Raw genomic sequence first — 23,976 nt, 5'->3', positions numbered from 1 at the left:
AAAAAATTGTATTTTCGGTTCAAATTTATAAAAAATGAAACATTCTTTACCTTTTTTACTTTTTCTTATTTTTTCATCATTTTCATTTTCTCAAAAAAAAACAATACTTTGATTTTGAATGGAATAAAACTCAAAAAAAACATGCACGTTATTATCGAACAATAACAGAAACAAAAAATAATCTTTATGAAATAAAAGATTTTTATATAGAAAACGACCAATTACAATTTATAGGATATTCAAAAACAAATATAGAACCCTTTGAATATGAAGGGAAATCTATTTGGTACAGCTCAAATGGTAGATTAATACAAGAGATTAATTTCAAAAACAATTTAATAGAAGGTAATTATATTGAATATTATTCTAATGGAAATATTAAATATAAAGCTAATTATAAAAATAATTTGAAAAACGGAGATTATAGAGCTTATTTTCCTAATAATGAAATTTCTCAATTTGCTACATTTTTAAACGGTAAATTCGAAGGAGATGCTGTTTCGTTCTATGCAAAAAATTTGATTGAGTTACAAAACCAATATTCTAATGGAATTATCAATGGTAATTATCTTTTTAACAATTATTATGGAAATCCAATATACAAAGGTGTTGCAAGAAATGGTTTCCAAAACGGAAATTGCTTTGAATATTTTAATGAAAGTAATAAATTATTAAATAAAACTGATAATCTAAAAAAAGATTATAATAAAATTGATGGTGTTTATCATGGTAAGTATAAGCAATATAACAACAATGACGATTTAATAATTGACTTCAATTTTGATAATGATATCCTAAAAAGTGGAATTATTTCAGAGGTATATCTTGATTTTAAAATAAATATTCAATTAGTTAATGATATTGAAAACTGGAATTTTATAATAAATAATAAAACACTTGCTAAAGCATTTTATAAAAATGATCAGCCATATGGCGATTGGATTATATATGATAATGATGGTAAAAAAATAATTGAAACAATAAAAAATAGTGATTTAATAACTGACACAATGATCCATATCAGAGAAGTTATACCATTTTATAAAGAATCTAATCTTAGAGAAAGATATGATATAAATAATCCTACTAAGAATACGCAAACTATTATCGAAAAATTAATCCAATATGATTACTTATATCCTGCTCGATTTGCAACTGCAAGATACGTCCCTATATCTGAATATTCTAGGATAAATAATGATAAATTTATAAAAGACAATAACTGTAATCACTCGGCAGAAGATAAATCCACTATGGTTTGTAATAAAAATATTAATCCATTCAAATTTTACATTTACTTCAAGGATGAAACTTCAAATTCTGGTTATTATAATGAAAAACCAAACGATATGGAAATTTACTATTTATATGATTTCAAATCAAATGAAGGAAAGTTCAAATTATCTAAGTCTACAAAAGAAGGATTAAAATATGGAACAATAAATAAGGAATTTATTGTTAACTCTATAATCTCTAATTACATTAACTATTATAGCATCAAAAATTTAGATTTTAAGAACGTTTTAGACCAACTCGAAAAGGAAATAAGAAATAATTAATTTATTCTATCATAAAAAAGCCAAACATTACTGTTTGGCTTTTTCTTCTTCTAACGACTTTTGATATTCACTAAATTCATCATCTGATTCGTTTAAATCTTCTTTGTGGTATTTTCCTACTTCAACCTCAAAAGTATCAGCTGGACCAGTAATTTTGATTGGTATTCCAATAATTCCAAATGGAGGTAATCCAAGTCTCATTCCAAGATTCATATAACCATCTAATGTCACTTGACCTTCTATTCGCGGACGGAAACCAGCAATTTTAAACTTAGTACGATTGATCGTAATTACATTATTTTCTATCTTCGTTTTAAAAGTTACTTTTTTTAAGTTTGCGTCATGTAAGGCATCTGTCGAAGTTTTTTCTGCTACAGAATTAAAGACTTTAAAACCTAAAAACTTAATATCTTCTAATGTAAAATTTCCTTCACCTTTTATTGTTTTCATCTTCGGAAACATATCTGCCCCCAAATCTCCTTCAAGTTGATAATCCATCGAAACTTTACCATGGGCTTTTTCTGCAGCACTAGCCAATTCTCTAAATAATGTTATTTCGTGATAAGCTCGTTGAATATCAAAATTATTGGCTTTTATAGTGAAATTAAATTTTGCTTTTTTTGCATTTGTTGGCACATAATTTCCATTCATAGTAAATTCAGAACCAATTAAATTAAATTTAGTATTTTGAAGCTCAAGATTTCCTTGTATCAAACTTAAATCTCCTTCAAAGTTTTGTAGTATAATATCTTTAAATAATACTTCTTTTGCCTGACCTTTTATCGACAATTCAACATTTTTTGGCAATAAAACTACACCTTCTTCTGCAGCGATAGAATTAGAAGCGGTTGACTCTGTATTAAACGCCATGAAATCATCAATATTAACACGATTTGTTTTGAAATTAATCGTTCCTTGTAAAGTTTCATTCTCTTTTAAAGCATAATTAATATAATTAGAAACATTTCCATCAAACACAAAAACATTCTTTTTATAACGAGCCTTAACATCTTTAAATGTCAAAAAATTTCCTTCAAACCTAAAATCACCTTCTTTCACCACAAACTTACTTGGAAAGAATTTTGTATTAATCTTAATATTCTGAATTTTCACAAACCCTTTATTCTGAAAACTTTCCAAAGGCGCTCCGTTATTACCTTGAACACCAAAATTAGTTTCAATTAATCCATCAATATCCAAACCTTCAATTGGAAATAGTTTATAAATATTTGCTAAATTCAATTCGCCTTTTGAATGAACTCTATAATCTAAATTGTTTAAATTTTTAAGATTTGCATTTACCATAAAGGGCTTTCCTGCTAACGTAAATTTTATAGGTAAAATATCTATTGATAAATCATTAAAAGAGCCTCTACCCGATTTTATGTGTGTTTCAACTGTAATATTTTCTAAAGGTAAATTCGGATATTCATGTAATTTTATGTAACCATTTCTCAACTTTAGAATAGTATTCGAAATTGGAACTTTTTTACGCTTCGGTTCATATGTTCCATTTGCTTTCATTTTTACATACAAATCTCCACGCATGTCAATATTTTGTATAGGATAAATTTTGTAAATATCTTCTAAACGAATTTTAGCAGCAAAATCAGCATTAATTGGGAAGTTATTCAGATTCTTCAACTCCAATCGCCCAATCATAAAATTATCCATTGCTTTTGCATCAATTTGGTGAACCAAAACAGAGGTGTTTTTATAATTACCATCTTTATTCTGCATTGTCATATTCAAATTTATATGCTCCAAAGCAGCAGGCATTTCATTCATTTTGAAATAACCGTTTTCAAGATTAGCTTTTAAATAAAACGTTGGAATTTTTTGCTTTGAACTCTTAACATTTTGAACAATTGAACCTTTCCAACTTCCTTCTAAATCTAGAATTCCTTTTGCATCGAATTGGTTGAATCCTGTTGCGTTTTTCAATGCTTCCAGATCAATACTTGACTCGATAATCCCTTCTGAAAACATGGTTTTTCCTGTCCAATATGTGAAATTTGTTTTAGTTGCTCCATCCAACAACTTGAAATCAAGATTTTCTACTTTTACACGCATTTTATCAGGATCTAACGCTTGCAAATCAATAGTGGAAACGAGATTTATATTTTTAATTGGCGAAGGTGATTTCTTGTAATTCATCCATCCATCATCAATTTTTGCATCAATATGAATATCTGGATTCTGATTCGTCATCGAATTCATTATTCCTTTCATCGAGAAAAGAATCGTTGATGAACCTTTCAGTTCTATATCTTTTGCCCATTCTTGATAAGCTTCTGGAATGATTGCAGGAATGTATTTCAAATCATTTTTCTCTGATGAAATCGTTAAATCAAAAACTTTGTTTTCATTTGGCATTAACAAAGAACCTTTCAACGAAAAAGGAAATTGACCTAATTCAAGATTATTTTCTGTAAAATAAAATGATAAATTATTTAAATCGATTTTAGAATTAATCTTTCCTTTTAGAGGTAGATTTTTAACATAATTCTGCTTATCAAAACTAAAGTTGACATTTTTGATATCCGTTTTTGCATTTAATACTAATTGATTATCTGTAAGATCTATCAATCCATCATAATCAAATTTATCTAATTTCAAGTATGTTTTAGAAGATTGATCATCGTATAAAAAATTAGAATAAGTAATTTTGAAATTATTCAAAGCTAATCCTACGCTTGATTCTTCTTCTTTTTCAACTTCTTCAGAAGGAACTATAATATCAAAATTATTATGTCCTAAACTATCTATTTTTAAATTAATCGTTGCATCTGTAATAAACAATTCATTAAAGATTATTTTATCTTCAAATAATGTTTTAACATCTACCCCTAGTGCAATTTTTTTTGCGGAAATTAAATTTTCAATTTGATATGGCGTTGATCCTTTAACTGACGAATCAGTAAGAGTTACAGTAAGTTTAGGAAAGTGATTAAAAAAAGAAATATCTAAGTCTTTAAAATCAACTTCTGTTTTAATATAATTCTTAGCGACTTCTTTTATTCCATCATTAATTTGCTCCTTAAAAAAGTAAGGTGACACATACAAAACCAATGCAATCCCACCTAAAGAAATTCCAGTAATCTTTATCACTTTCATTACTTTAGAAAGAATAGTTTTCTTCTTTTTCATAATCAATTAAAATCGGTTGAACAAAGTAACTGAGAATAGAAATTAATCGAAAATAATATAGTATCTATTTACTACAAACATTTGTCATATTTATCTCAATCATTTGCATAAAAAAAGCCAAACATTTCTGTTTGGCTTCTTGTGACCTGGCTGGGGCTCGAACCCAGGACCCCAACATTAAAAGTGTTGTGCTCTACCAACTGAGCTACCAGGTCTCCATTTTGGAGTTGTTATTGTTTTTAGACTTCTCAATAACTAGAAGTTTGTGACCTGGCTGGGGCTCGAACCCAGGACCCCAACATTAAAAGTGTTGTGCTCTACCAACTGAGCTACCAGGTCTCCATTTTGGAGTTGTTATTGTTTTTAGACTTCTCAATAACTAGAAGTTTGTGACCTGGCTGGGGCTCGAACCCAGGACCCCAACATTAAAAGTGTTGTGCTCTACCAACTGAGCTACCAGGTCTCCATTTTGGAGTTGTTATTGTTTTTTAAACTTCTCAATAACTAGAAGTTTGTGACCTGGCTGGGGCTCGAACCCAGGACCCCAACATTAAAAGTGTTGTGCTCTACCAACTGAGCTACCAGGTCTCCGTTTTTTCGGACTGCAAATATACGATTATATCTGAGTTTACAAAACGAAATGTGTTTTTATTTTTCTCTTAATAAAAGAACGTTTTGACTAAGTGACCTGGCTGGGGCTCGAACCCAGGACCCCAACATTAAAAGTGTTGTGCTCTACCAACTGAGCTACCAGGTCGGTTTCTTAAATCGAGTGCAAATATAGGATGTTTAATACTAATTTAACAAACGTTTTATAAAGTTTTTTATAATTTATTAATTAAACATTTCGGTTTTAAGAACTTAAATTTTTAGTTTATTTTAGTTTTTTCTTAAAAGCCAGTTTTCAAACTGAGAAAAGTGAAAAAATAAGCACTATAAACATTATATTTATTCTTTTGATAAATGATTTATATATTATATTTGTCAACCAACAAATGTAAATCTATGTGAACTGAAATTATTTTCGGAACGCTATTAAAGATTGAAATTTTAGAATGAAGAAGAGTATATTATATATTATTATTGCTTTGTTTTCGGTAGTATCGTGTAAAAAATCTGATAATCCAGAGGCTGACGTACCCGATTCTGAATATGCAAACAATTGTAATCAAGAGACTAAAGATGCGCATTTATCTAACTTTACATTAAAAGAGTTAAAAGGTCTAATAAAAGAGCAGCCACAAATTATTCATCAAAAATTGAATGATCATTGTTTTAAGGTTTCTAAACTAGGAAAAAACTTATATATTCAAAATACAGAACGTTTAGATTCTTTGAAAATTAAAAACAATAATCAAGGAACGATGTTCTTGAATAAAATTACTGCTATTCAAATTTCTCAAGAGATTGTTTATAAATTAACCTATTCTTTTCCTATCAAATTTTTGAATCAGTATAGAGCAGAAATTAAAAAAGATGCTCCTAAATCCAAATATCATCATTCAAATTCTATTGTTACGAATGAGGATTATGAAGTAACTTATAATGTCGAACGATATGATGCGAGACGATTAGAAAACACCTACTCTTATCAAATTGATACCTTTGACGGATTTGCTAGATTGACAATATTTTATTCAGAAGATTTACCTGTAGATTAATTATGATAATTTCTTTAGTAGGCTATATGGGTAGTGGAAAATCGACTACTGGAAAAGATTTAGCAAAAGCACTTGGATTCGAATTTATTGATCTAGATGATTTTATCGAAAAAAAATATCAAACTAAAATAAGTGATATCTTCGAAAAAGAAGGTGAATTAGGTTTTAGAAAAAAGGAAAGAGAAGCTTTAAAAGAAGTGTTAACTTCTACAAATATTATTCTTTCTTTAGGTGGCGGAACTCCTGTTTATTATGACAATATGGATGAAATTACCAAAAATTCGGTTTCTATATTTATGCGAGTACAATTGCCTCAATTAGTAAAGCGATTAGAAAACAAAAAAGAAACTCGCCCTTTAATAGCTCATCTTTCTAATGAAGAAATGACAGAGTTTATCGCGAAACATTTATTTGAACGGAATCAATTTTACGATAAAGCAAAGTATACAATTAACATTTCTAATCAAAGCTCATTAGAAATTTTGGACGAGATTATGAATCATCTAAAAAAGGAGAAGATTTGGAATTAATCCAAATCTTCTCCTTTTATAATAATATCTCCTGTTTCTTCTACCCCTTCGTCTAAATAGTCATCCAAATCTCGACGATCTTTTTTTGTAGGTCTACCTTCTCCTCTCTCTCGATAATAATCTTGCGAAAGTTTACGAAGCTCTAACACTTCATATTCTTCTTTTGGTGTTGTATCCACAATATGCAAGGTTAACAATTTAGCCCCAATTCTATTATTTGGTACTTGCAATACTTTAAAAGATAAATTAATTTGATCTTTTCTCACCTCAATCGCATCTCCCGGAATTATATCTCGCGACGCTTTTGCTACATCTCCATTCACTTTTACACGATTCTTTTTTACCGCATCAGCCGCTAAAGATCTCGTTTTATAATATCTAACACTCCAAAGAAATTTATCTAATCTCATTTAAATCTTAATATTTACTAGGATAAACTAATATTTTTTCTAAATTCGCAATATAAATCGAAATAACATGATAAAGAAATTCTTCGTTACTTTAATTGCATGTTCCGCTGTTTTAGTAGGATGTAATAATGATGATGATAACGGTGTGAATAAAGAAACTAAAATTCCCATTGAAGAGCGTAATGCTTTAGATGACGAAGCCATCCAACAGTACTTAGAAGATTTTTACTTCAATCCTAAAAATGGAAAATTAACTAAGTTTGATGATATAAAAGATAATGAAGACGATAAATATCCTTCTTTAAAAACATTCGCGAAACAAGATGATTTAGGAATTTGGTATGCCGAAAATCCTAATCATAAAGGAACTGGAAAATCTATAGTTTCTAATGATAGTTCCTCAATTTATATCTCTTACGAGATGGGAACATTCCTAGCTACTGATAATAAAGATTATAAAAGAAAATATGGATCAATATCAACCGCAGGCTCTATAAATTTAGGTGATGGTTCTGCAGTTCAAGACCCTAGTTTTTATTATTATATTCCTACAGAAAAAGAGACTAAAAATGGTGTAGAAAGAAAACATGTAGAATTGAAAAACTTTACTGAAGGCTTAAAACATTTCAAAGAAACAGAACGTTCTATAAATGAATTATATAATTTCCAAGGTGTAATTATTTTACCTTCTAGATTAGCATATGGACGAAACAATGTTTATGGAGGTTCTAACATTGGTATTTCTGATAGATTGCAAGCTTATAGAGATATGAGCTACATTTTTAATTTCGAATTACCTAAGATAGAAAATCGAACAAAAAAATAATTCTTTAAATTAAGATATTCATAGAAAAACCATCTGTATTGATGGTTTTTTTTTATCTTTAATTTTCATAAAAATTAGAATAAAACCTAAAACATGAGTATAATAAAATCTATTATCGATAACGATTTTTATAAATTTACAATGCAATTTGGCGTTACTAAATTATATCCAGATGTAAAAGCTCGTTATAAATTTATTAACCGCGGTCAACATGAATTCCCTCAAGGTTTTGCAGCAGAATTACAAAAGGAAATCAATGCAATGGCTTCTCTTGCCCTTACTAAAGATGAAAAAGACTTCTTTACAATAAATTGCCCTTATCTTAGTCCAGCTTATTTAGACTTTTTACAAGGTTATCGTTACGATCCTGCTGAAGTAAAAATCACCCAAAATGGTACTGATGTAGAAGTTCATGTAGAAGGATATTGGTATCGTACAATTTTATGGGAAGTTCCTATTCTTTGTTTAATAAGCGAAGTTTTTTATAAATTAACCAATGCTGAACGTATTCCAAACAATGAAATAACTAAACGTACTAGTGATAAAGTAGATTTATATAACTGTCTTGGTGTTACAGTTGCTGAATTTGGGACGCGTCGTCGACACAGTTATGAAGTACAAGATATTGTTGTAAAAGAATTGACAAATCATAAAGGAAAAAGTTTTGTAGGAACTTCAAATGTTCATTTTGCACATAAATATGGTGTAAAGCCAATCGGAACACATGCCCACGAATGGTTCATGTTTCATGGAGCACGATATGGCTTTAAAATTGCAAACTCTATTAGTTTAGATCGTTGGGTAAAAGTTTATTACGGTGATTTAGGAATTGCTTTAACAGACACATACACTTCAGATGTTTTCTTCGGACAATTTGACAAAAAATTATCAAAACTATTTGATGGAGTTCGTCACGATTCTGGAGACCCAATTGAATTTGGAGAAAAAACAATTGCGCACTACGAGAAAATGGGTATCAACCCATTATTCAAAACAATTATTTTCTCAGATGGATTAAATTCAGAAAAAGTAGAAATGATTACAAAAGCATTTAAAGGACGAATTGGTTTATCTTTTGGAATCGGAACAGATTTAACAAATGATACAAATCTTCGTCCAATGAATATTGTAATGAAATTAACTGAAATTTCTTCAATAGATATTAAATGGACTGGTGTTGTAAAATTATCTGATGAAAAAAATAAACACACTGGAACTCCTCGTATGATTGCTCTTGCAAAAGAAATGTTGGATTTAGATGACATTCCTGCACATGATGCTCCAGAAAATGATTAAAATCTTATAAAAAAAAGGATCTCAATTTTGAGACCCTTTTTTTTATAATTAACAATCTAAAAAGATTATTTATTCATTAAATCTTCGATTTCTTCTGCTTCTAATGGAATATTTTGCATCAAATTAAAAGGTTTTCCTTCTTTTTGAATTACATAATCATCTTCTAAACGAATTCCGAATCCTTCAGCAGGAATATAAAATCCTGGTTCATTCGTAAAAACCATTCCAGCAACAAAATCATCTGTTAATAAACCATAATCATGAGTATCTAATCCCATATGATGTGATGTTCCGTGCATCATGTATTTTTTATAAGCCGGCCAAGCTGGATCTTCATTTTGTACATCAGCTTTATCCAATAAACCTAAACCTAATAATTCAGATGTATAAACTTTTCCTAACTCTTCATGATACTTGTACCAATTATTTCCAGAAATCAGCATTGTTTCAGCTTCTTTTTTGCAACGTAAAATAGCGTCATATACTTCTCGCTGACGCTTCGTATATTTTCCATTAACAGGAATTGTACGCGACATATCAGACGAATAATTCGCATATTCTGCTGCTACATCAAACAAAATTAAATCCCCATCTTTACATTCTTGATTATTTTGAATGTAATGTAATACATTCGCATTATTACCAGACGCAATAATTGGTGTATAAGCAAAACCTTTTGAACGATTACGAAGAAACTCATGCACAAACTCTGCTTCTATTTCATATTCCCAAACTCCAGGTTTAACGAAATTTAAAATACGACGAAAACCTTTTTCCGTAATATCACATGCATGTTGAATCAATTGAATTTCTTCAGGTTCTTTAACAGAACGAATACGTTGCAAAATAGGATTTGAACGTAAATATGTATGCCCAGGATAATCTTTCTTTAATTGTTTCACAAAACGATCTTCACGCGTCTCAACTTGTGGAGCTTCTGTAACACGATAATGTTCGTTTTTGTTTACATAAACATTCTCTGTTTCAACCATCAATTTACGCAAAACATTTGGCAAATCTTGCAACCAAAGAACTGTTTTAATTCCTGAAACTTCAGTTCCTTGAGCTTTCGATAGTTTCTCTCCTTCCCAAACAGCAATATGATCATTTGTTTCACGGACAAATAACACTTCTTTATATTTTGGATCGTAAGCATCTGGGAAAATTAATAAAACAGACTCTTCTTGATCTACACCTGATAAATAAAAAATATCTCGATGTTGTGCAAATGGTAACGTAGAATCTGAAGAAATTGGATAAATATCATTAGAATTGAAAATAGCAAGAGAACGAGGTTTCATTGCTTTTACAAATTTAGCTCTATTCTTTATGAATAACTCACTTGGAATAGGTTTGTATTTTGTTGTCATAAAATTTTACATTAAATATTATGACCAAATTTAAGAAGATGTTTTTAGAAAAAAAAGGAAAACCCTCGCAGAAACGAGGGTTTTAACCTTAACCAACCTAAACCTATGAAAAAGCCATTAGCCTTTTATGTTGACAAATGTAAGTTACTTTTTTTAAACTGCAAATTTTTTTTAAAAAAAGTCTACTCTTTTTTAATATAAAAATGATAAAGTTATAATATTCAACAATTAACGTTGTAATAAAAATTCAATAATTATTCATTTGTGTAATCTAAATTATTATCCATATATTTGCACCTCGAATTTTAGTATAAATAATAACTTAAAAAGAAGTTAAAAATGACACATTACGAAACTGTTTTCATTTTGACTCCCGTTCTATCTGATTCTCAGGTAGAGGAAGCAGTTAATAAATTCAATGACTTTGTTACTGCTAACGGTGGTGAAATCGTAGCAAAAGAGAACTGGGGCTTAAAAAAATTAGCTTATCCAATTCAAAACAAAAGAAATGGATTCTACCACTTAGTAGAATTTAAATCAGACAATAACGAGTTAGTTTCTCAATTAGAAGTTGCTTACAAACGTGATGAGCGTGTAATCCGTTTCTTAACTGTGAAATTAGACAAACACGGTATGGACTGGGCAGAAAAACGTAGAACAAAATTAAAGTCTAACTCTAACAAATAAGCAAAGCTATGGCAATTGACGATTTAGCAAAAAAAGCAGCAGGAGGTAGCGAATCAGAAATCCGTTATTTATCTCCCTTAGATATCGAAACACAATCAAATAAAAAATATTGTCGTTTCAAAAAATTTGGAATCAAATACGTTGACTATAAAGACGCTGATTTCTTATTACAATTCGTGAATGAGCAAGGTAAGATTTTACCTCGTCGTTATACAGGAACATCTTTAAAATACCAAAGAAAAGTTTCTAAAGCGATTAAAAGAGCTCGTCACTTAGCATTAATGCCATTTATTGGTGATCAATTAAAATAATAACCTAAATATTAAAATATCATGAACGTAATTTTAAGACAAGATGTAGAAGGTTTAGGTTTTGAATTTGAAGTTGTTTCAGTAAAACCTGGATACGCACGTAACTTCTTAATCCCTCGTGGATTAGCATCAGTTGCAACTCCAAAAAATGTACAAGAATTAAATGAAGTTTTAGATGCTCGTAAAGCAGAAGAAGCTACATTAATCGCAGCAGCAAAAGAAAAAGCTGCTAAATTAGATGGTTTAGTTGTTAAAATCGACGCTAAAGTTGGTTCTGGAGACAAATTATTTGGATCTATTAACAATGCAGATTTAGCAGAAGCTTTAGTAAAAGCTGGTGTTGAAATCGAAAAGAAAAATATCAAAATCCCTGGAAACACTATCAAACGCTTAGGAAAATACGAAGCTAAAGTTCGTTTCCACAGAGAGGTTGAAGTAGATTTCGGATTTGAAATTGTACCAGATGCTGCATCTATTAAAGCTGCTGAAGAAGCTGCCAAAACTAGAGCAGAATTAGCTAAATTAGATGCTCAAAAAGCTGCTAATGCTAATAAAGAAGAAGGTTCTTTCTTCAACTTTGATAACCCAATTTACGCTAACGACAAGAAAGCGAAAAAAGAGGAAGTATCTGAAGAAGTTGCTACAGAAGAAACTCCATCTACAGAAGAATAATTATTATTCAACTATATATAAAAAAACCTCGCAAATTGCGAGGTTTTTTTTATATGTTTTATTTTAAGTAATCTAATGTATTTACTTCTTTAAACTTTGGAGATCGTCTTAAAAAATCTTTAAAGAATGCAGTATGTGTAGCTCCCATTAATACAAAAATACGATCGTCTTTTGTTATTGGCACATTGTTCATATTTGAGAACATTGCTAAATTTCTATGGTAATATTTTGCTGCTTGTTCTGCACCAACTGGATATTTCCTAAACGAAACTGTTGTTAACATATCTGCATTCATCCCAATAGAAGAATCTAAAAAATCAGGATGATTATAAAATTGTAGCATTTCTTTTATTTTTAAATCTTTTTTCTTCATTCCATTTTTCAACTCATTAGCTCTAAACAATTCCATATATCTATTAATTGACACCGAATCATCTTGTTCTTTCAATAAATCACCAATCATGTACATATAATCTTCTTGGTGATTAATCCCATAAATTTTCTTAGTTCCACTTAGTCGTCCAACTTCGTAAGCTAACAATTGTACTTCCGTTGGGTTTTCGAAACTCATTTTTGGATTTAAAAGATACTCTTGATAAATTTGATTCAACATTTTATTTCTAGAAGGATTTTGCTCTACCAAAATAATTGTAGGTTTGAATGCTGCAATCTGCTTTGCTATCTCATGTATTTGCCTAACATTATCATTATTATTTTCATCAAATTCTGTTGTATTGGCATCTGGTGTGTATCCCATGTGAAAAGTCCCCATATTAAGTACTGCAACAGCATCATCAAATTTTGTTTGAAAGTGATATTTTGTTTGAGCAGATAAATTCATAGTACCAATAAATGTAGCAATTGCAATAAATAAGTTTTTCATTTGAGTTAATTTTTAATTCTGATTCAAATCTCAAACATTTCGAAAAACATACTTCTAATTTATCGACTAACCCAATTGATTTATCGACGAATCACATCTCTTTTATGTAGAAAAGAGTCTAATTTTACAAAAAACAAAAAAAATGGAAGATGATAAAAAAAATTTAAGTTTCTCAAATCAAAAAAGCGTATTTATACTTTTAGGTTTCTGGGTTATTTACATTCTGTTTGATTATACAACAATCGGATTAATTAATCTAGCTAATGGAAATTCTTTTTTTGAAGCAATTACATTATTCTCATCAACAATGTACATTGTCCAGCTAATTACAATTTTTATTATCTACTTTTTTATTGCTCCTTACTTTCTAAAAAACATCAATTGGAAATCAATATTATCATCTATAGTATGTTCCTTTACAACATTTATTGTTATTCGATATCTTATTGAGCAAATCATTACAGATTTTTTATTCCATAAAGTCAACTATTTTGAAGGAACAACAATAAGTTTTTACATCTATGATAATTTACATTATGGTTCTTTTATCGTTTTTTCATCACTTTTTTTATGGATGACCTTGCATTCAATCAATACATTAAAACAAAATAACATCATTGAAAAAGAGAAAAAAGAAGCTGAAATTAATTTTTTAAAATCTCAAATAAATCCTCATTTTTTGTTTAATACCTTAAATAACATTTATAGTTTGGTTAGTGTAAATTCTTCTGATTCGCTGAAAGCCATCGAAAACTTGAGTGCAATCATGCGTTTTACAACTTACGAAACCAATAAAGATAAAATTGAAATCGAACGAGAAATTGATTACATCAATCAATATTTAGATTTAGAACAGATTCGTTATGGAGAAAAATTTTATGTCAAAAAAGAATTTTTGATAGATAATTCTAAAAAATTAATTCATCCATACATCATTTCTCCTTTTATAGAAAATGCTTTAAAACATGGTATTGTAAAAGACAAAAGTCATCCAATTAAAATCAATTTAGCTACCAATTCTGAATTTCTTGAAATATCAGTTGAAAATAAAATTAACCAACATCAAAAAGATGAAACTCCAGGAATTGGATTGACAAATTTGAAAAAAAGATTGGATCATTATTTCGGAAATAATTATACTTTCAAAATTAAAAACGATTATGAAACGTTTCATATTTACTTAAAAATCCCATTAAATGACGAAAATTAATTGTATTATTTTGGACGATGAGCCTTTGGCAGTTGAGTTATTAAAAAAACACGCTTCTGAAAATGAAAATTTAATTGTTTCACTTTCAACAACTGAAGTTTTTGAAGCAATTGATTTTCTCAAAAATAATAAAGTTGATCTTATTTTTACAGACATTCAAATGCCCGAATTAACTGGAATTCAATTAATGAAAATTCTTGATCATTCTCAGAAATTTATTGTTACAACAGCTTATCAAGATTATGCTTTAGAAAGCTTTAATTTTCATGTTGTTGATTATTTATTAAAACCTATTACGAAAGAACGTTTTGATTCGTCAGTAAAAAAGTATTTTGATTTTTTTCAAACGACATCAACTAAAAATCAATCAACTTATTTATTTGTAAAAGCAGATGGAAAACAAATAAAAATTAATTTTTCGGACTTAATTTATATTGAAGGCTTGAAAGATTATATCCGAATTCATACCAAAACCGAAAAGGTATTAGTGTTAGAAACTATGAAATCTTTTGAAGAAAAATTACCAAATCATTTCAAAAGAATTCATCGTTCGTATATCATCAACCTTGATTTTTTAACTTCAATTGATGGAAATTCTGTTTATCTCAATCAGAAAATTTTACCAATTGGAGAAACTTATAGAAAAGAAATGAAAGATTTTGGTTAAATGCGTTAAATAAAAAAACTCTAACTTTAAAAGTTAGAGTTTTTTTATTTATATATTTCTTGTTCGTTGTATCAGTAACATATCAGCCAGAACCATCGCAGCTAAACTTTCTACAATAGGAACGGCTCTTGGAACGACACAAGGATCATGACGACCTTTTCCATGCATTTCTACCATTTCTCCATCTGCATTCAATGTAGTTTGTTCTTGCATTAATGTAGCAACTGGTTTGAAAGCAACTTTGAAATAAATATCCATTCCATTCGAAACTCCACCTTGTATTCCTCCAGAATAATTGGTTTTTGTTGTTCCATCTTGGTTAAATTGATCATTCATTTCCGATCCTTTCATTGATGTTGAAGCAAAACCTTCGCCATATTCAAAACCTTTCACCGCATTTATCGACATCATTGCTTGCCCCAAACGTGCGTGCAATTTATCAAAAATTGGTTCACCTAAACCAACTGGCACATTCTGAATAACACAAGTTACTTCACCTCCAATTGTATCGCCTTCTTTGCGAATTTCTTTGATACGATCAATCATTTTTTCTGCCATTTCTAAATCTGGGCAACGCACTGCCGTATCTTCAATTTTAGAAAAATCTAATGTAGAATAATCATTATCCAACTTCAACTCACCTACTCCGCTTACATAAGCTGTAATATTGATATTTGGAATCACATGTTTTGCAACAGCGCCACCAACAACCCAATTAGCCGTTTCGCGCGCAGAAGTTCTTCCTCCACCCCTATGATCGCGAACACCATATTTAGTTTCATATGTAAAATCGGCATGTGAAGGACGAAAAACACCTTTAATATGATCGTAATCGTGCGATTTTTGATTATCATTCGGAATAATAAACCCTATTGAAGCACCTGTTGTTTTTCCTTCAAAAATTCCTGAAAGAAATTGTACTGTATCTGGTTCTTTTCGTTGGGTAACAATTGCAGATTGCCCTGGTTTACGACGATCTAATTGTACTTGTATCCAATCGAAATCTAATTCAATTCCACTTGGAACTCCATCAATTACACCTCCAATCGCTACACCATGACTTTCGCCAAAAGTTGAAATTTTAAATAATCTTCCGAATGTATTCACAATAATGTATGTGTTTTTTATTATTTTTCAAATTGGTAAATAACCGCATTAATATTCATGCTTGCTCCAACAGAAGCCATAATAATTTTGTCGTTCGCATGAAATTGATGTGGGGCCAAATTATTTTCTTTAATTAAATTGAACATTGTAGGAACCGTTGCTACAGATGTATTTCCTAGAAATTGAACTGTCATTGGATCTACATTTTCTGGGATCTCTATTCCATATAGTTTATATAAACGTTCAATCATTGCATGATCCATTTTAGCATTTGCTTGATGCAATAAAATTTTATTAATATCTGTAATTGTTAAATCAGAATCATCTAACAACTCTTTGATTGCTGGTGGAACATTTTTCAATACAAATTCATATACTTTACGACCTTTCATATTGATATTTTTAATTGAACCAATATAATCAGGATTCAATGATTTCCCATTTACCAAATAGCTCATCTCATCACCATTATAAGATAATGTTGCATGATTGATAATTCCGTATTGATAATCTGCTTCTTTTGCTTCTAAAACTACCGCCCCTGCTCCATCAGCAAAAATCATAGCTGTACGATCATGAGGATCTACCGCACGAGATAATGTATCTGAGCCAACAACTAAGATTTTTTTTGCAATTTTAGCTTGAATAAATTGATGTGCTAAAATCAAAGATTCTATCCAACCTGGACAACCAAATGTCATATCATAAGGTTTACATTTCAGGTTTTTAATTCCTAATTTATTTTTTACTTTAGCTGACATTGAAGGCATAATATCAATTTGGCGAGCAACTGGATCAATATCTCCAAAATTGTGTGCACAAATTACATAATCTAATTCTTCAGGATCAATTCCTGCTTTTTCGATTGCTATTTTAGCAGCTTCAGTTGCGATATCAGAATTTAATAAATTATCTTCCACATATCTTCTCTCTCTGATTTCTGTAATCTCCTCAAATTTACGTGTGATTTCTTCGCCACTCTTATCTAAACGATTACCATTATCGTCAAAAAATTCGCAGTTTAAAAAATCTTCATTTGTAACAATTTTATTAGGCAGATAATGTCCAGAACCTGTAATTACAGAGTTTATCATATTAATATTGTTCAATTTTAATAAAAAAATAATACCGGCAAAGTTACACATTTCATTAAAATAGTAGTTAAAAATATGTAATAACTCATACCGAAATTAATAAAGTATATTTAATTTAGCAGCATGAAAAAGAATCCATCATTAGTTGGTCTATTAATTGTCTGTGGTTTAGCAGCTTTAATCATCCTTATCTACAACGTATTTTTAAGCAAAAAAGATGGTTATGTTATTGATAATCCATCAAACAAAACCTTGATAATTAAAATTAACGATAAAGATTTTACAATTGCTCCACAACAAAATGCGCGTATAGATTTAAAAAAAGGTAAGACTCATATAGTTTATTCATTCAATAATAAGAACGTAGATACAGTTGTAGATATTACAAGAGCGAATGGATTTATAAATCCTACTCGCCAAGAGTATTATACTTTCACTCGTCCTTATGGTATTAGAAAAAATAAAGATTCTTTATTCTTATCAAATAACATTGCGATAGACAATAAAGTTTATCATGGAATTATTGAAAAATCTTCTCATTTATATATTGAAAACTTCTATTATAATATTGATCAAGATTATCCTAAAATGTTTATTAAAAGTAGTGGAAGCGAGAAAGCTACCGATTTATCTAAAATATTTAACAAAGAAGATTTTAAACAATTTTATTTCGAGAATTACGAATAAAATTTAGATTTTATAACTTTACAAAATGGCAAATCATCAACACGATGCTGTAACTCCTTACGAAGCATCAGATCTAAATAAAAAGAAACAAGTCGAACAAATGTTCGATAATATTTCTCCTAAATACGATTTATTAAATCGTGTTTTATCAATGGGAATCGACATTCAATGGCGAAAAGATGTTATCAAAATGGTAAAAGCTTCTAATCCTCAGACGATTTTAGATATCGCAACAGGAACAGGAGATTTAGCTATTATGATGGGAAAAAACACCAATGCAAAAATTACTGGATTAGATTTATCTAACGGAATGTTAGAAGTTGGTCGTAAAAAAGTAAGAGAAGCTGGATTAGAAAATCGTATCGAAATGGTACAAGGTGATTCAGAAAACTTACCGTTTCCTGATAATACTTTTGATTGCATTACCGTTTCTTTTGGTGTTCGTAATTTTGAAAACTTAGAAAAAGGTTTAGCAGAAATCAATCGCGTTTTAAGACCTGGAGGAACTTTCGTTATCTTAGAATTTTCATACCCTACAGCTTTCCCTATGAAACAACTATACACCTTTTATTCTAAAAACATTTTACCTGCAATAGGAAAATTAGTTTCTAAAGATCAAAGTGCCTATACATACTTACCAGACTCAGTTCGTGCTTTTCCTCATGGAGAAGAAATGAAAAATATCTTGAAAAGTGTAAATTTCTCGCAACCTATTGATAAAAAACTTACTTTTGGTATCGCAAGCATTTATAAAAGTATAAAATAAAATTGCTCGTTATTCGTTGAAAGTCTATGAGAAAAAATCTAATCATCGCATTTTCGTTAACTGTTGCAAGTATTACAAATGCACAATTTCGCCCGAATTCAGATCGTAGTGAAAATAGAACAGAAACGGATCAGAAGAAATTTAGTTTCGGATATTTCTTGGGTACTAATATGATGAGTTACAAGATTGTTCCTAAAGCTCAAAACAATCCGTTACCAAGTACACCACAAACTCCAGATGATGATGGTGTAAATGAACATGGTTTAGTTTATTTGGATCAAGAAAGTAAAGCTGGTTTCTCTGTTGGTTTAATAGCCAAAATGCGTATAAATGATTATATAGATCTTAAATCTGAGCCTGGTCTACATTTTACTCAACGTATTTTAAATTTCAACAACTATATAGATCCTACTACAGGCGAAACATCTACAGATGCTTCTAAAGTTACACGTGAAGTGAAATCTACTTACGTAGAAATTCCTTTGTTACTTAATTTTCATGGAAATCGTTGGTTTAACACACGTCCATACATACAAGGAGGATTAGGATATTTGATGAATTTACAATCGAACGAAAACAAAGAGGATGACAACGAAACCGGAGTTTTCAGAACAACAACAAATAACTTTAACTGGCAGGCAGAAATTGGTATAGAAATTTATTTCAAACGATTTAAACTAACACCAGCTCTAAAAGGAATGTTCTTCTTTAATAATGAAATAGTTCCTGATAAAGAAGCTTCACAAAAATACTGGACAGGAAGTTTGAATTCATTATCAACCAGAGCTTTTGTTTTTTCTCTAAAATTCGAATAAAGCATAATCATAAAATAATAAAAACCATAAATAAATAATCACATGAATTTTCAATTATCGGAAGAACAATTAATGATTCAAGAAGCTGCTCGCGACTTCGCTAAAGCTGAGTTATTACCAGGAGTTATCGAACGCGACGAAACATCTACTTTCCCAACTGATGCAGTAAAAAAAATGGGGGAACTTGGATTTTTAGGTATGATGGTTGACCCAAAATACGGAGGATCAGGTTTAGATAGTGTTTCTTACGTAATTGCAATGGAAGAAATCGCAAAAGTTGATGCTTCTGCTGCTGTTGTCATGTCAGTTAACAACTCTTTGGTTTGTGCTGGTATGGAAAAATATTGTAACGAAGATCAAAAACAAAAATATTTAGTACCATTAGCTTCAGGTCAAGTAATTGGAGCTTTTTGTTTATCTGAACCAGATGCAGGTTCAGATGCAACATCTCAAAAAACTACTGCAGTAGACATGGGAGATTACTATTTATTAAATGGTACAAAAAACTGGATTACCAATGGAAGCACAGCTTCTACTTATTTGGTAATTGCTCAAACTAATCCTGAAAAAGGACATAAAGGAATTAATGCTTTTATTGTTGAAAAAGGATGGGAAGGTTTTGAAATTGGTCCAAAAGAACAAAAAATGGGAATTCGCGGTTCTGATACACACTCATTATTCTTTAATGATGTAAAAGTTCCAAAAGAAAACCGCATTGGTGAAGATGGATTTGGATTCGCTTTCGCAATGAATGTTTTAAACGGAGGACGTATTGGTATTGCTTCTCAAGCTTTAGGAATTGCACAAGGTGCTTACGAATTAGCGTTAGATTATGCAAAAATTCGCAAAGCATTCAAAACAGAAATTATCAATCATCAAGCTGTAGCATTCAAATTAGCAGACATGGCAACTAATATTACAGCTGCTCGTATGTTATGTTTCAAAGCTGCTGTTGAAAAAGACGAAGGAAAAGATATTTCTCTTTCTGGTGCAATGGCAAAATTATTTGCTTCTAAAACAGCTAACGAAGTTGCTTCAGAAGCTGTTCAAATTCACGGAGGAAATGGCTATGTTCGTGAATACCATGTAGAACGTATGATGCGTGATGCTAAAATCACTCAGATTTACGAAGGAACATCAGAAATTCAAAAAATTGTAATTTCAAGAGGAATTGCTAAATAATTTTAAATAAATATATAGATATTTATTTACTCGAGACATCTGTTACTGACAGATGTCTTTTTTTTATTTAATCTAGAAAATTCTAATCGTTGTATCTTTGCTGCGGAAAAAATATAGAGAAAATGAAAATTTTTAGATTCGGACCAAAAGGTCAAGAAAAATCAGGTATCATTATCGATGAGAAAAAATTTGATGTTTCAGCATCTGGAATTGTTTATGATGATGATTTTTTTGGAAATGCAGAAAAACAAGAAACTTTACAAAAATATATCGAGCTTAACATTAACAGTTTACCTTTAGTGCAAGATGATGTACGTATTGGTACACCTTTAACGCGTCCTGGAAAAATTGTTTGTGTAGGTCTTAATTTTGACGATCATGTAAAAGAAACAGGTTTGCAACAACAAGCAGAACCGATTATGTTTATCAAAGCAAATCAATCTTTTAATGGACCAGAAGACGGTATTATGCAACCGAATGGTTCTACAAAAATGGACTGGGAAACAGAACTTTGTATCATTATTGGGGAAAAAGCAAATAATGTTACAGAAGAAGAGGCAATGAACCACGTTTATGGCTATGCGTTGATTAATGATATTTCTGAGCGAGCTTTCCAAACTGAACGCGGAGGTACTTGGGACAAAGGAAAAGGATGTGACACTTTTGCACCTGTTGGACCTTTTATTGCTACGAAAGACGAAATCGAAGATGTAAATAATTTACGTGTTTGGTTGAAATTAAACGGAGAATTAATGCAAGATGGTAATACAAGTGATTTTATTTACCGCATTCCTAAATTAATCTCTTACCTATCTCAATTCATGTCTTTCTTACCTGGAGACATTATTTCTACAGGTTCTCCAGCAGGATCAGGAATGGGAAAAACACCTCAAGTTTGGTTAAAACCGGGAGATGTTATCGAGTATGGAATTGAAGGTTTAGGTTCTACAACTCAAACTATTTTACCTTTCTCAAGAGATTAAAATAAGATATCTTATTATAATAAAACGAGCAATTCAAAATTTGAATTGCTCGTTTTTAAATTCTGTTTAACATCATACTTAATTGATTAAACGATAAAAAGAATTCTTTTTCATGCAATCAGTTAATCATTTTAAACAATTAATCGATTAAATAGAAAGTCTAATTCGAAAAAAATATTGGATATTCAATTAATTAACGTAATTTTGCGAACGTTTTGACAACCGTCTAAATGGTACAAGTCCATCAAAATGACGAATAATTCCTAAAATCTTTTGGGAAAACAGAATCATTTTGTACATTTGCACCCCGATCGGATTGTCGGTAATTTATAAAATATTAAAAATCAAGATAGTGGACACGTTAAGTTACAAAACTTCATCAGCCAACAAAGAAACTGCTCAGAAAGAATGGGTAGTTGTGGACGCTACTGACTTATCATTAGGTCGTTTAGCGTCAGGTGTTGCGAAGCTTATCAGAGGTAAGCACAAAACAAACTTCACTCCTCATGCAGATTGTGGAGATTATGTAATTGTTTTAAACGCTGACAAAATTCAATTAACAGGTAACAAATGGGATGACAAATTATACATTCGTCACACAGGTTACCCAGGTGGACAAAGATCTTTAACTGCAAAAGAAGTATTTGCAAAAGATCCTGTACGCTTAATCGAAAAGTCAGTAAAAGGAATGTTACCTAAAAATAAATTAGGTAGTAAATTATTGACTAATTTACATGTATTTGTAGGTACTGAGCACAATCACGAAGCTCAACAACCAAAACAAATCGATATTAACGAATATTTATAATCTAATTCCATGGCAATAGTTCATAAAATCGGACGTAGAAAAACATCTGTTGCTCGTGTATACTTACAAGAAGGTAATGGAGAAATCTTCATTAACGGGCGCGAGTTAGCAAACTACTTCCCTACGGCAGTATTACAATACAAAGTAGAACAACCATTTTTAATCACTGGTACAAAAGAGAAATACAATGTAGATATCAAAGTATTTGGTGGTGGAATCACTGGTCAAGCTGAAGCAATTCGTTTAGCAATTTCTAGAGCTTTATGTGAAGTTGACGCAGATTTTCGTTTACAATTAAAACCAGAAGGGTTATTAACACGTGACCCACGTATGGTTGAACGTAAAAAATTCGGTCAAAAGAAAGCGCGTAAGAAATTCCAATTCTCTAAACGTTAATTTATTCAATTCATTAAAAAATCCATTTTCCGTTGGTTTAGCATCTAAACAAATAAGGCTAGATTTTTTCGACCACTTGTTTGTTGCTTGTTGAGATAACGGAACGTAAACTAAAAAAAAGAAAATGGCAAAAGTAAATGTAAAGGACTTATTAGGTGCTGGTGTGCACTTTGGTCACTTAACAAGAAAATGGAATCCGGCTATGGCTCCTTATATTTTTATGGAGAAAAACGGAATCCACATCATCGACCTTCACAAAACTGCAGTGAAATTAGATGAAGCATCTGAAGCTTTAGGAAAAATTGCTGCATCTGGACGTAAAGTTCTTTTTGTTGCAACTAAAAAACAAGCGAAAGATGTTGTAGCTAAGCATGCTGAAGAAATCAACATGCCTTATATTACAGAACGTTGGCCTGGTGGGATGTTAACTAACTTTGTTACTATCCGTAAAGCAGTTAAAAAAATGAATTCAATCGATCGTATGAAAAAAGACGGTACGTTTGAAACACTATCTAAAAAAGAAAGATTACAAGTTGATCGTCAAAGATTATCTTTAGAGAAAAACTTAGGTTCTATCGCTGACATGACACGTTTACCATCTGCAGTATTTATTGTAGATATCGTACGTGAGCACATCGCTGTAGCAGAAGCTCAAAAATTGGGTATTCCAATCTTTGCAATGGTTGATACAAATACTGACCCTCGTCAAGTAGATTTCCCAATCCCTGCAAATGATGATGCTTCTAAATCTATTGATATCATCTTATCTACAGTAGCTGATTCTATCAAAACTGGTTTATCTACACGTAAAGCAGAAAAAGAAAAAGCAAAAGAAGGTAAAGAAGAAGGAGCTGAAACAAAAGAAGCTTAACATTAACTTGATGATCAATTCATCGATATAATATA

23 protein-coding genes, 5 tRNA genes and 1 pseudogene are annotated in these 23,976 nt (G+C 30.4%); 18 read left to right on the top strand and 11 right to left on the bottom strand.

All coding sequences use genetic code 11. The features are described 5' to 3' along the window. Positions 1 to 407: 407 nt before the first annotated feature. Complete coding sequence (locus tag E4J94_RS02930) at positions 408 to 1,559, top strand: toxin-antitoxin system YwqK family antitoxin (protein ID WP_135834385.1); 1,152 nt, start codon at positions 408 to 410, stop codon at positions 1,557 to 1,559. 27 nt (positions 1,560 to 1,586) lie between these two features. Here the strand turns inward: E4J94_RS02930 and E4J94_RS02925 are convergent, their stop codons facing one another. The 6 genes from E4J94_RS02925 to E4J94_RS02900 form a co-directional block, all read right to left on the bottom strand. Then, a complete protein-coding gene (locus tag E4J94_RS02925) occupies positions 1,587 to 4,709 on the bottom strand; it encodes an AsmA-like C-terminal region-containing protein (RefSeq protein WP_135834384.1) in 3,123 nt (1,040 codons plus the stop codon). Positions 4,710 to 4,851: 142 nt separating this feature from the next. Then, positions 4,852 to 4,924, bottom strand: a tRNA-Lys gene (locus E4J94_RS02920). Between the two features lie 51 nt (positions 4,925 to 4,975). Next, positions 4,976 to 5,048 (bottom strand) — tRNA-Lys (locus tag E4J94_RS02915). 51 nt (positions 5,049 to 5,099) lie between these two features. Further along, positions 5,100 to 5,172, bottom strand: a tRNA-Lys gene (locus E4J94_RS02910). Positions 5,173 to 5,224: 52 nt separating this feature from the next. After that, a tRNA-Lys gene (locus E4J94_RS02905) sits at positions 5,225 to 5,297 on the bottom strand. Between the two features lie 96 nt (positions 5,298 to 5,393). Next, positions 5,394 to 5,466, bottom strand: a tRNA-Lys gene (locus E4J94_RS02900). A 298-nt stretch (positions 5,467 to 5,764) separates the two neighbouring features. Between E4J94_RS02900 and E4J94_RS02895 the strand changes: the two genes are divergently transcribed. Together E4J94_RS02895 and E4J94_RS02890 are read left to right on the top strand one after the other, a co-directional pair. Continuing rightward, complete coding sequence (locus tag E4J94_RS02895; RefSeq protein WP_135834383.1) at positions 5,765 to 6,370, top strand: hypothetical protein; 606 nt, start codon at positions 5,765 to 5,767, stop codon at positions 6,368 to 6,370. 2 nt (positions 6,371 to 6,372) lie between these two features. After that, positions 6,373 to 6,900, top strand: coding sequence for a shikimate kinase (locus E4J94_RS02890; RefSeq protein ID WP_135834382.1), 528 nt, complete (start codon positions 6,373 to 6,375; stop codon positions 6,898 to 6,900). On the opposite strand, the gene E4J94_RS02885 is transcribed toward E4J94_RS02890, so the two are convergent. Beyond that, entirely contained in the window at positions 6,897 to 7,310 is a 414-nt protein-coding gene (locus E4J94_RS02885; RefSeq protein ID WP_135834381.1) for an RNA-binding S4 domain-containing protein, read from the bottom strand. The genes E4J94_RS02890 and E4J94_RS02885 overlap by 4 nt on opposite strands. Before the next feature lie 67 nt (positions 7,311 to 7,377). On the opposite strand from E4J94_RS02885, the gene E4J94_RS02880 reads away from it, so the two are divergent. Continuing rightward, a complete protein-coding gene (locus E4J94_RS02880; protein WP_135834380.1) occupies positions 7,378 to 8,136 on the top strand; it encodes a hypothetical protein in 759 nt (252 codons plus the stop codon). 93 nt (positions 8,137 to 8,229) lie between these two features. Continuing rightward, positions 8,230 to 9,432: a nicotinate phosphoribosyltransferase gene (pncB, locus tag E4J94_RS02875; protein ID WP_135834379.1), complete on the top strand. Its 1,203-nt coding sequence runs from the start codon at positions 8,230 to 8,232 to the stop codon at positions 9,430 to 9,432. 65 nt (positions 9,433 to 9,497) lie between these two features. Here the strand turns inward: pncB and E4J94_RS02870 are convergent, their stop codons facing one another. Continuing rightward, the gene (locus tag E4J94_RS02870; RefSeq protein ID WP_135834378.1) at positions 9,498 to 10,802 is read right to left on the bottom strand and encodes an aminopeptidase P family protein; all 1,305 of its coding nucleotides are present in this window, start codon (positions 10,800 to 10,802) and stop codon (positions 9,498 to 9,500) included. A gap of 339 nt (positions 10,803 to 11,141) precedes the next feature. Here E4J94_RS02870 and rpsF point away from each other — a divergent pair, with 339 nt between their 5' ends. The 3 genes and pseudogenes from rpsF to rplI form a co-directional block, all read left to right on the top strand. Then, complete coding sequence (gene rpsF / locus E4J94_RS02865) at positions 11,142 to 11,489, top strand: 30S ribosomal protein S6 (RefSeq protein ID WP_038334492.1); 348 nt, start codon at positions 11,142 to 11,144, stop codon at positions 11,487 to 11,489. A gap of 8 nt (positions 11,490 to 11,497) precedes the next feature. Further along, a complete protein-coding gene (gene rpsR, locus E4J94_RS02860; RefSeq protein WP_135834377.1) occupies positions 11,498 to 11,800 on the top strand; it encodes a 30S ribosomal protein S18 in 303 nt (100 codons plus the stop codon). 21 nt (positions 11,801 to 11,821) lie between these two features. Next, positions 11,822 to 12,319 (top strand): annotated as a pseudogene (rplI, locus tag E4J94_RS02855) (50S ribosomal protein L9); the annotation flags it as partial. Between the two features lie 211 nt (positions 12,320 to 12,530). Here the strand turns inward: rplI and E4J94_RS02850 are convergent. After that, positions 12,531 to 13,355: a DUF5694 domain-containing protein gene (locus E4J94_RS02850; protein WP_135834375.1), complete on the bottom strand. Its 825-nt coding sequence runs from the start codon at positions 13,353 to 13,355 to the stop codon at positions 12,531 to 12,533. 142 nt (positions 13,356 to 13,497) lie between these two features. On the opposite strand from E4J94_RS02850, the gene E4J94_RS02845 reads away from it, so the two are divergent. Together E4J94_RS02845 and E4J94_RS02840 are read left to right on the top strand one after the other, a co-directional pair. Beyond that, complete coding sequence (locus E4J94_RS02845; RefSeq protein ID WP_135834374.1) at positions 13,498 to 14,565, top strand: sensor histidine kinase; 1,068 nt, start codon at positions 13,498 to 13,500, stop codon at positions 14,563 to 14,565. Then, positions 14,552 to 15,232, top strand: a complete 681-nt coding sequence (locus E4J94_RS02840; RefSeq protein WP_135834373.1) for a LytR/AlgR family response regulator transcription factor — start codon at positions 14,552 to 14,554, stop codon at positions 15,230 to 15,232. Before E4J94_RS02845 ends, E4J94_RS02840 begins: the two co-directional genes overlap by 14 nt. A 48-nt stretch (positions 15,233 to 15,280) precedes the next feature. Here E4J94_RS02840 and aroC read toward each other — a convergent pair whose 3' ends face one another. Together aroC and E4J94_RS02830 are read right to left on the bottom strand one after the other, a co-directional pair. After that, positions 15,281 to 16,345 (bottom strand): chorismate synthase, encoded by a 1,065-nt coding sequence (aroC, locus tag E4J94_RS02835; protein ID WP_135834372.1) that lies wholly within the window; start codon positions 16,343 to 16,345, stop codon positions 15,281 to 15,283. 14 nt (positions 16,346 to 16,359) lie between these two features. Continuing rightward, positions 16,360 to 17,433: a 3-oxoacyl-ACP synthase III family protein gene (locus E4J94_RS02830; RefSeq protein WP_135834371.1), complete on the bottom strand. Its 1,074-nt coding sequence runs from the start codon at positions 17,431 to 17,433 to the stop codon at positions 16,360 to 16,362. A 123-nt stretch (positions 17,434 to 17,556) separates the two neighbouring features. Between E4J94_RS02830 and E4J94_RS02825 the strand changes: the two genes are divergently transcribed. The 8 genes from E4J94_RS02825 (at position 17,557) to rpsB (ending at position 23,941) form a co-directional block, all read left to right on the top strand. Beyond that, the gene (locus E4J94_RS02825) at positions 17,557 to 18,120 is read left to right on the top strand and encodes a hypothetical protein (protein ID WP_135834370.1); all 564 of its coding nucleotides are present in this window, start codon (positions 17,557 to 17,559) and stop codon (positions 18,118 to 18,120) included. A 25-nt stretch (positions 18,121 to 18,145) separates the two neighbouring features. Beyond that, on the top strand, positions 18,146 to 18,886 hold the full coding sequence (ubiE, locus tag E4J94_RS02820) for a bifunctional demethylmenaquinone methyltransferase/2-methoxy-6-polyprenyl-1,4-benzoquinol methylase UbiE (protein ID WP_135834369.1): 741 nt from the start codon (positions 18,146 to 18,148) through the stop codon (positions 18,884 to 18,886). 26 nt (positions 18,887 to 18,912) lie between these two features. Further along, a complete protein-coding gene (porT, locus tag E4J94_RS02815; protein WP_135834368.1) occupies positions 18,913 to 19,701 on the top strand; it encodes a type IX secretion/gliding motility protein PorT/SprT in 789 nt (262 codons plus the stop codon). A gap of 42 nt (positions 19,702 to 19,743) precedes the next feature. Next, on the top strand, positions 19,744 to 20,883 hold the full coding sequence (locus E4J94_RS02810; protein WP_135834367.1) for an acyl-CoA dehydrogenase family protein: 1,140 nt from the start codon (positions 19,744 to 19,746) through the stop codon (positions 20,881 to 20,883). A gap of 122 nt (positions 20,884 to 21,005) precedes the next feature. Continuing rightward, positions 21,006 to 21,866, top strand: coding sequence for a fumarylacetoacetate hydrolase family protein (locus E4J94_RS02805; protein ID WP_135834366.1), 861 nt, complete (start codon positions 21,006 to 21,008; stop codon positions 21,864 to 21,866). Between the two features lie 352 nt (positions 21,867 to 22,218). Further along, a complete protein-coding gene (gene rplM / locus E4J94_RS02800) occupies positions 22,219 to 22,674 on the top strand; it encodes a 50S ribosomal protein L13 (RefSeq protein WP_019975767.1) in 456 nt (151 codons plus the stop codon). 9 nt (positions 22,675 to 22,683) lie between these two features. Next, a complete protein-coding gene (gene rpsI / locus E4J94_RS02795) occupies positions 22,684 to 23,070 on the top strand; it encodes a 30S ribosomal protein S9 (RefSeq protein WP_135834365.1) in 387 nt (128 codons plus the stop codon). Between the two features lie 124 nt (positions 23,071 to 23,194). Further along, positions 23,195 to 23,941 (top strand): 30S ribosomal protein S2, encoded by a 747-nt coding sequence (gene rpsB, locus E4J94_RS02790; protein WP_135834364.1) that lies wholly within the window; start codon positions 23,195 to 23,197, stop codon positions 23,939 to 23,941. The last annotated feature ends 35 nt before the right edge of the window (positions 23,942 to 23,976 follow it).

It is taken from the genome of Empedobacter tilapiae (genome assembly GCF_004785645.1).
GTDB lineage: Bacteria > Bacteroidota > Bacteroidia > Flavobacteriales > Weeksellaceae > Empedobacter > Empedobacter tilapiae.
The sequence above is the reverse complement of the archived record's forward strand: the minus strand, read 5'-3'. Positions and strand labels throughout refer to the sequence as shown.

Coding starts and splice junctions, on each gene's coding strand:
- E4J94_RS02890 (WP_135834382.1), top strand. CDS start 6,373: ATGATAATTTCTTTAGTAGGCTATATGGGTAGTGGAAAATCGACTACT.
- E4J94_RS02805 (WP_135834366.1), top strand. CDS start 21,006: ATGAAAATTTTTAGATTCGGACCAAAAGGTCAAGAAAAATCAGGTATC.
- porT (WP_135834368.1), top strand. CDS start 18,913: ATGAGAAAAAATCTAATCATCGCATTTTCGTTAACTGTTGCAAGTATT.
- E4J94_RS02845 (WP_135834374.1), top strand. CDS start 13,498: ATGGAAGATGATAAAAAAAATTTAAGTTTCTCAAATCAAAAAAGCGTA.
- E4J94_RS02840 (WP_135834373.1), top strand. CDS start 14,552: ATGACGAAAATTAATTGTATTATTTTGGACGATGAGCCTTTGGCAGTT.
- E4J94_RS02925 (WP_135834384.1), bottom strand. CDS start 4,709: ATGAAAAAGAAGAAAACTATTCTTTCTAAAGTAATGAAAGTGATAAAG.
- E4J94_RS02810 (WP_135834367.1), top strand. CDS start 19,744: ATGAATTTTCAATTATCGGAAGAACAATTAATGATTCAAGAAGCTGCT.
- E4J94_RS02830 (WP_135834371.1), bottom strand. CDS start 17,433: ATGATAAACTCTGTAATTACAGGTTCTGGACATTATCTGCCTAATAAA.
- E4J94_RS02870 (WP_135834378.1), bottom strand. CDS start 10,802: ATGACAACAAAATACAAACCTATTCCAAGTGAGTTATTCATAAAGAAT.
- pncB (WP_135834379.1), top strand. CDS start 8,230: ATGAGTATAATAAAATCTATTATCGATAACGATTTTTATAAATTTACA.
- rpsF (WP_038334492.1), top strand. CDS start 11,142: ATGACACATTACGAAACTGTTTTCATTTTGACTCCCGTTCTATCTGAT.
- E4J94_RS02850 (WP_135834375.1), bottom strand. CDS start 13,355: ATGAAAAACTTATTTATTGCAATTGCTACATTTATTGGTACTATGAAT.
- E4J94_RS02880 (WP_135834380.1), top strand. CDS start 7,378: ATGATAAAGAAATTCTTCGTTACTTTAATTGCATGTTCCGCTGTTTTA.
- rpsB (WP_135834364.1), top strand. CDS start 23,195: ATGGCAAAAGTAAATGTAAAGGACTTATTAGGTGCTGGTGTGCACTTT.
- E4J94_RS02895 (WP_135834383.1), top strand. CDS start 5,765: ATGAAGAAGAGTATATTATATATTATTATTGCTTTGTTTTCGGTAGTA.
- rpsI (WP_135834365.1), top strand. CDS start 22,684: ATGGCAATAGTTCATAAAATCGGACGTAGAAAAACATCTGTTGCTCGT.
- E4J94_RS02885 (WP_135834381.1), bottom strand. CDS start 7,310: ATGAGATTAGATAAATTTCTTTGGAGTGTTAGATATTATAAAACGAGA.
- rpsR (WP_135834377.1), top strand. CDS start 11,498: ATGGCAATTGACGATTTAGCAAAAAAAGCAGCAGGAGGTAGCGAATCA.
- E4J94_RS02825 (WP_135834370.1), top strand. CDS start 17,557: ATGAAAAAGAATCCATCATTAGTTGGTCTATTAATTGTCTGTGGTTTA.
- ubiE (WP_135834369.1), top strand. CDS start 18,146: ATGGCAAATCATCAACACGATGCTGTAACTCCTTACGAAGCATCAGAT.